Source organism: Acetobacter okinawensis, assembly GCF_002153655.1.
In the GTDB taxonomy this organism is placed as follows: Bacteria; Pseudomonadota; Alphaproteobacteria; order Acetobacterales; family Acetobacteraceae; genus Acetobacter; species Acetobacter okinawensis_A.
On record NZ_JOPJ01000061.1, the window covers coordinates 1 to 5,890 of the forward strand.

Genomic DNA, 5,890 nt, shown 5'->3' on the forward strand with positions numbered 1-5,890 from the left:
CCGGATGCGGAAACCTGCGTCACTACGGTCTGGCTGGTCTCCGCCAGTTCGTTGATTTCATCCGGGGAAGACGTGGTTTGCGTCTTGGCCAGCGTTTCCGAGGTGAAGCGCAGATCCTGCGCGGCACCGGCCTGCGGAACCTTATAGGCACTTTCCATGATGTAGGTGATGACACCGGCGTTTGTCTGCTCGCCAGCAGCGTAGCCGGTTGTGGACCCCGTGTAGGGCGGCATGGCTCACTCCATAAAAAAAGCCACCGCAAGGGTGGCTGAATGGTTGGATAATGAGAGGCAAATAGGAGGAAGCCCCCTATGTTCCTCCGGTTTGACCGGGCAGGTTCTGGAACTCGTAAGCAATCCCGAGCGAGAACCGATAGCGGGTACCGTCCGTGCTAAGGCCTGGCGGGTCAAAGTGCTGCTCAAAGTAGGACAGACCGCTTGGAGGCTCAGTGGTGCGGAATGCGTTGGACATACTGATGCGCAAGGCAAGAGCCGCTGGCGTGCCAGTGCCCTTAGCCACCATCAGGTGCAGCCAGATGGTCCCGGTTTCCTGATTGACTGGCTCGCCAGCCCCCATGCGGTCGGAGAGGCCCGTGTCCGTTTCCATGACCCAATAGGGGCCGGACGGGACTGCCCCTACATCGTCTGTCGGGTCCAGAACGGCTGTTCCATCTGCCTTTGCCGCAGCCATGGCGCGCGCCCAGGCATCAGACCAGACTGCCGGAGATGTCATTGGTTTCTCCTCCTGAAGAGATCAGGGTCCAGCCGCAGATGGTGCTGCCATCATAAACCGGCTGGGCATCTTTGAGAGCGTAGCGCCGGTCTCCATCCATCAGGATGTCATTCGTGCGCGGAACGCCGTAGGTGGTGGTGGCCAGTTCATCATTCGTAATCTGGGCCACAAAGGGCGCAACTGCCGCTCCGGTTTCCAGCGCAACGGCCTGCGGCGGTGGCGCATAAGCCATGACAGACACAGAGGGTGTGCCCGATGGACGCATGAGCCGCATGTTGCGGCCCTTGGCGCGTATCTGGCGGCGGCGGCGGTCGGTTTTGTAACTCATCTCGGACCTTTCCTGCGGTATCGGATCAGCAGATCAGCAGAACTTTGCGGCATACCCCCAAGGCCGGGAGCAGAACTGCTCCAGCTTGCAGACCCCACCCCCTGTTCTGTCTCTGACTTCAGCAGGACATCACGGCCCGTGCTGTTCCAAAGAGAATTGGCAACCTGCCGCACTGCCCTCTGGATGTCGGGCGGCACAGTCACGGGGTCATTTCCTCCAGGAGCGGCATACCCTGCCGTGTAAGTAATGACGTATTCCCCCGGTGGCCAAAGTGTCATGCTGCTATCAGGAGGATAAATCAGACCCGCATCAGGATCAGTATTCAGGCTTTTTAACTGGTCAGCAGACCAAAGCTCTTGCGCAACAGACAAGGCTTTTATTGCAACAACAGGCCAGCGACCGAGCACCAAACTGTGAGGGCTCTGCCCGGGCGCAACCGTGATAAGATCGCGCCAGTCTGCACGCATGATGGCGCGGCCAATAAAAGCCAGCGCCATACTGGATGCTTCCAGCAAAATCCCATTCAGCCTGCTATCTTGAGACGTATCCGTGATGGCCAGATCTGCCTTGAGATCATCCAATGTAGCCAACGGCACAAGAGCCGTTGGCGCACTGGCAGGAATGGTCTGCCTCATGGACTACTCCTTAACCGCCGGACGGAGCAGCAAACGTGCCTTTGATCAGGGCTTCTGGACGATAAACAGCCAGTGCCACACGCTCTTCTGCGCGAATGGTGACCATATTTTTCTGGAAATTATCGCTATCTTCGGTGGAAATGGCGACAGCAGCCTCTTCACGGTCAAAAATCTGAGCAGCATATTCAAACGCGCCGGTCAGGAACGCACCTGCCGTCATGGACAGACTTTCTGCAACCGGCAGTCCCCAAAGAACCGGAGCAGCCAGTCCGGTTGGGTTGGAGAAGACATATCGGCTTTGAGCGTCCTTGGTCAGTTCAATACTGGCCCAATCAGTTGGGTTAAGGACATGGCCCGTGGCAGGGTATTCCGCCATAGTTGCCTGAAGCATGGCGAGCCTGAGCGTGTCGATCATGGTTGCGCCCTTGACCGTAACACCAGCAGGCTGGGCATAAGCTGTAGCCTGCGTCATCAGACCTTTAAGGTTGATGCCCGTGCCGTCACCATTGAGGAGTTGCATGTCCTCCTTGAGTTTCAGACCGTAAATAAGGCGACCATTGATATAGGACTGGAGCATCGGCGCATCAGCCAGAACTTGCACGGAGGCCAGAACAAAATGGGCAATCGTGCGCACCGGCAAGTTTTGCAGGTCAAACGTGATGTCTGACTTTGGCTTGGCTACCGCAGGGTTTTCTGCAACTTCGGCTGCATTGTTTGTGAAGCCAGTTTCCTTCACATAATCAATGGCATTGGATGCTGTTGTGCCTGGCATGAGAAGATCACGCACAACAAGCTTACGCTGTGCGGGGGTAATGACGCCCGCTACACGGTCAGCCGCGACCAACCCAGATCCGGACGTACCCGCCACAGCCGAGGTGATATTTTTCAATTCGACACGGGCACGTCCCGTCCATGCGCCATTTTCCTTGAGGATAGACTTTACCTCATCAGAATCAATGACCTGCTGACCAACGCTTTTGCGCTCATTAGTTGGCTGCTGACCACTTCCGATGCGCGAAAATTTTTGCTCCAGCTCCGTGACGCGCGCGGAAAAGCCATTCATTTCCGATAGCGCCTTGTCAGCAGATGCCTTTGTTTCATCCGTGACCTTACCGAGGTTCTTCAACTCAGTTTCTGTTTTTTCAGCAAACTGCTTGACCTGATTGGTTGCTTCGGTGAGCTGCTGCACGGCGGCTTTATATTCATTTTCAACAGACATGATTTTTCCCATAAAAAAAGCCGCCTCAAAGGGCGGCTGCGGGTGAAAGAAGTATGGCTTACGTCAGACCAGACGAAAACCAGCAAGACCGGCGGGCAGGAGCCCTGACTGGACAGCCCGCTCCGCACCAGAAAGGGCATGAGCACCTGAAACGGCTGCGGTGAGGACAGCCAAGGCGGACTTCATTTCAGGCGACATCGGGGCAAGCGATTTTTTCCCGGCAAGCATATCCTGCATGGCGCTGATCTGGGCCGTTTGGGCGCTGACGATCCCGCGCGCCAGATCCAGAACCTGTGGCGTTTTCCCATGCTGGATTTCTGCCTGCGCCATGGCGATAGCCCCCTGATGATGCGGGATCATCATGGACAGGAAATCATGGTCAGGGTCGCCATTCATGGATGCATCAGTCATGCCCTTTGTCATCGTTGCCATAGCCTGCTCCATGGCCTTGGCAAAATCAGGCTTGGCTGCATCACTCTGCATGGCCATTTTCAACCCGTCAGGCATCCGCTGTCCGGTCAGAGCCTCATATGCATCCTGCAAGTGCGTCAGAAGCTGTTGCCGTTCCTCTGCTGTGGGGGCGTCATTCCCCTGGAGAGACTTCTGGTAGATGACCAAAGCCGCTTCCAGCGCCTGCATTGCAGCGGTGGTTTGAATTGTGGACTTGAACTCTCCCCCCATCCGGCGCTTGAGGTCTGTAACGCGCGCCAGGGCATTACTGGGATCGTCAACAAGACTGACCTCATGCAAATTGGCCTGCTTGATCTGACGTCGTGGCCCTTTCGGATCGGTCATTTTTACAGACCCATCCTTGGGGATGCTAAACCCGATAGACAGGCCGCCCAATGCGCCGTCCTTGACGCGCTCGTAAAGCAGACGCCCGGCATCTGTTCCAGTGCCCGATATCTTACCCTTGACGTGCAGGCCCTTACTGTCCTCAGAAACAGCGCTCCACACACCAGCAGGCACACCGTCACCGCCAAAAAAACCATGCATGACGTGCATTGGCAGAACCCGACCCTGCGCCTTCCGTTCTGCGATGGACTGCGCAAAGGCACCAGGCAGAATGACATCCCCATGGGAGTCCGTATTGCCGAAAACTGCGCCGTAACCTTCAACGTGCCCATTCTCGCCCGCAGCACCAGCAACCGCCTTGCACTCGAATGGAACAGCGCAGACTTCCAGACCATCAATCATTTTCAGGATCTCCTATTGTACCACTCTGCTGCGCTGGAGAGGTGGGGGCAGGATTGGTGAGAGGCTGCACATTCGGCAGAACAGCCGCTTTTCCCACATCGGCAAGCGGAATGAATTGCGCCTGGACGGTCAGAATGTCTCCACCAGGTAATGGCGGATCACCTTCTTTGGCCCTGATCTCATTGCGGGTTTTGATGCCGTTCTGCACTTGCGAGGCTTCAAGTTGCGCGCGGCCCTGACTATCTGCCCGTAACAGCGCATCCACATTATGTTGTGCAAAATACACATCTTTTTCAGCAGGCTGGAGCAGGCAGCGGGTAATGGCCTGCTCTATCCGCACAAGCCATGGCTGGAGCGTATAGGTCAGGAACCAGAGGTTCATCTGCTCAAGGCCTGATCCCCACGCTGTTGATTTTTCCATGCGCCCAATCATGACCGGAGCGACACCAAACCAGCGGCATAGCGTTTCCACATTGAAGCCTCGGGTTTGCAGGAGCTGCATGTCCTCTGGCTTCATGCCGATGGTTTCAACAGACCATCCACCTTCAAGCAGAGGAGTTTTCCCGGCATTTACTGCCCCGGAATAGTCCCGGAGGATCTGTTTGACGCGCTCTTCCTGCTCCTCCGGCACCCAGTCAGGGCTCTTGATGTATGTCTGGCTCATCAGCCCATTGGCAAACATCCGCCCAGCGGCCTCTTCCGCCGCCATGGCGCTGCCCATCTGTTGCCGCCCTGCGCTGATCGGGGAAACCCCCATCATGCCATCCGTGCAGTATCCTTTGATATGGAAAATACTGTCTTCTGTAAGGGTGAGGGTCTGTCCCTGATAAACGTATGTATAGATCAGCATACCTGTGCCGCTGTCGCGCTGCACTGTCATGCGGTCCGGCCGAAGAGGGTTGAGAGCCAGAACCCGGCGCGGGCCAGCGCCATCACTCCAGATCACCTGAGCAAATGCATTGCCCCAAAGCATCAGGCACGCCACCATGGCAGACCAGAACTCCATGGCCGTCATGTCTGCGTTGGGGGAACTATAGAGGATACGGTAGAGCGGGTGATTGCGTGCCAGTATGGATGAACTGCCATTACCCTGCCGCATGTAGAGCTTTAGCGGCATTGCCCCTATCGTATCAGATATCAGGCGCGTGCAGGCCCAAACCGTATCAAGCTGGATGGCGCTGTCTACGGACACCACTTTGCCACTGTAGGTCGGACCGCCCGCCAGAAAAGCCCCCAGGCGCATGTCCAGCAGGTTAACCCCCGTGATGGTCATGCTCATGGCGTTAACCGCCTTGAACATCCATCCGTGGAACCTCTTTTTAAGCGTCATGCTGAAAGCAATCCTCTGCGCAGGAAGCCTGCCATGGTCGGCTTGGCCTGTGGGTTTTTAGACATGAGCACCACCGCATTCAGCAGTGCCATGAGCGGGTCAATTTTAAGATTTCCAGCGGCCTGCTTGGTTATGATGATGGCATTCCCGCGCGCCTCCACCTTGGCGTTGCTTACTGCCCACGCCATGATTGGTTGCCCGCAATGCACCAGAGAGCCATCTGCCAGTTTGCGCTCTGCCGTCTTAATGGCCCCGGAGAGCGTCCAGCCCTGGGCAACGCCGACAACACGCGGCCCGTCTATCCCTCGCTCGGCAAGGGCATCTACAATACCGCCAACGCCCTGCGGATCGAGACCAACCATAACCAGCTTGCCAGTTTTACTGACTGTCTGGAGCGTGTTCGCCAGATGCTCAATATCGGCGCATGGGTCTTTCATGACCCACAGGTC

General features: G+C 56.6%; 7 protein-coding genes and 1 pseudogene. All 8 read right to left on the bottom strand.

Going from position 1 to position 5,890, the window contains the following annotated elements; all coding sequences use genetic code 11:
- Positions 1-233, bottom strand: a pseudogene (locus tag HK26_RS12660) (phage tail tube protein); the annotation flags it as partial.
- A gap of 76 nt (positions 234-309) precedes the next feature.
- Entirely contained in the window at positions 310-732 is a 423-nt protein-coding gene (locus HK26_RS12665) for a hypothetical protein (protein ID WP_086640089.1), read from the bottom strand.
- Positions 707-1,060 (bottom strand): hypothetical protein, encoded by a 354-nt coding sequence (locus HK26_RS12670; protein ID WP_086640090.1) that lies wholly within the window; start codon positions 1,058-1,060, stop codon positions 707-709. Before HK26_RS12670 ends, HK26_RS12665 begins: the two co-directional genes overlap by 26 nt.
- Positions 1,057-1,695 carry a phage head-tail connector protein gene (locus HK26_RS12675; RefSeq protein WP_086640091.1) on the bottom strand — a complete coding sequence of 213 codons (639 nt, stop codon included), beginning with the start codon at positions 1,693-1,695 and terminating at the stop codon, positions 1,057-1,059. Before HK26_RS12675 ends, HK26_RS12670 begins: the two co-directional genes overlap by 4 nt.
- A 10-nt stretch (positions 1,696-1,705) precedes the next feature.
- Complete coding sequence (locus tag HK26_RS12680; protein ID WP_086640094.1) at positions 1,706-2,914, bottom strand: phage major capsid protein; 1,209 nt, start codon at positions 2,912-2,914, stop codon at positions 1,706-1,708.
- A gap of 63 nt (positions 2,915-2,977) precedes the next feature.
- The gene (locus tag HK26_RS12685; RefSeq protein WP_086640092.1) at positions 2,978-4,111 is read right to left on the bottom strand and encodes an HK97 family phage prohead protease; all 1,134 of its coding nucleotides are present in this window, start codon (positions 4,109-4,111) and stop codon (positions 2,978-2,980) included.
- Positions 4,104-5,441 carry a phage portal protein gene (locus HK26_RS12690; RefSeq protein WP_086640093.1) on the bottom strand — a complete coding sequence of 446 codons (1,338 nt, stop codon included), beginning with the start codon at positions 5,439-5,441 and terminating at the stop codon, positions 4,104-4,106. The genes HK26_RS12685 and HK26_RS12690 overlap by 8 nt, the downstream gene beginning before the upstream one ends.
- A partial coding sequence (locus HK26_RS12695) for a terminase TerL endonuclease subunit (RefSeq protein WP_257640995.1) occupies positions 5,438-5,890 on the bottom strand: 453 nt, incomplete at its 5' end. The genes HK26_RS12695 and HK26_RS12690, both read right to left, overlap by 4 nt.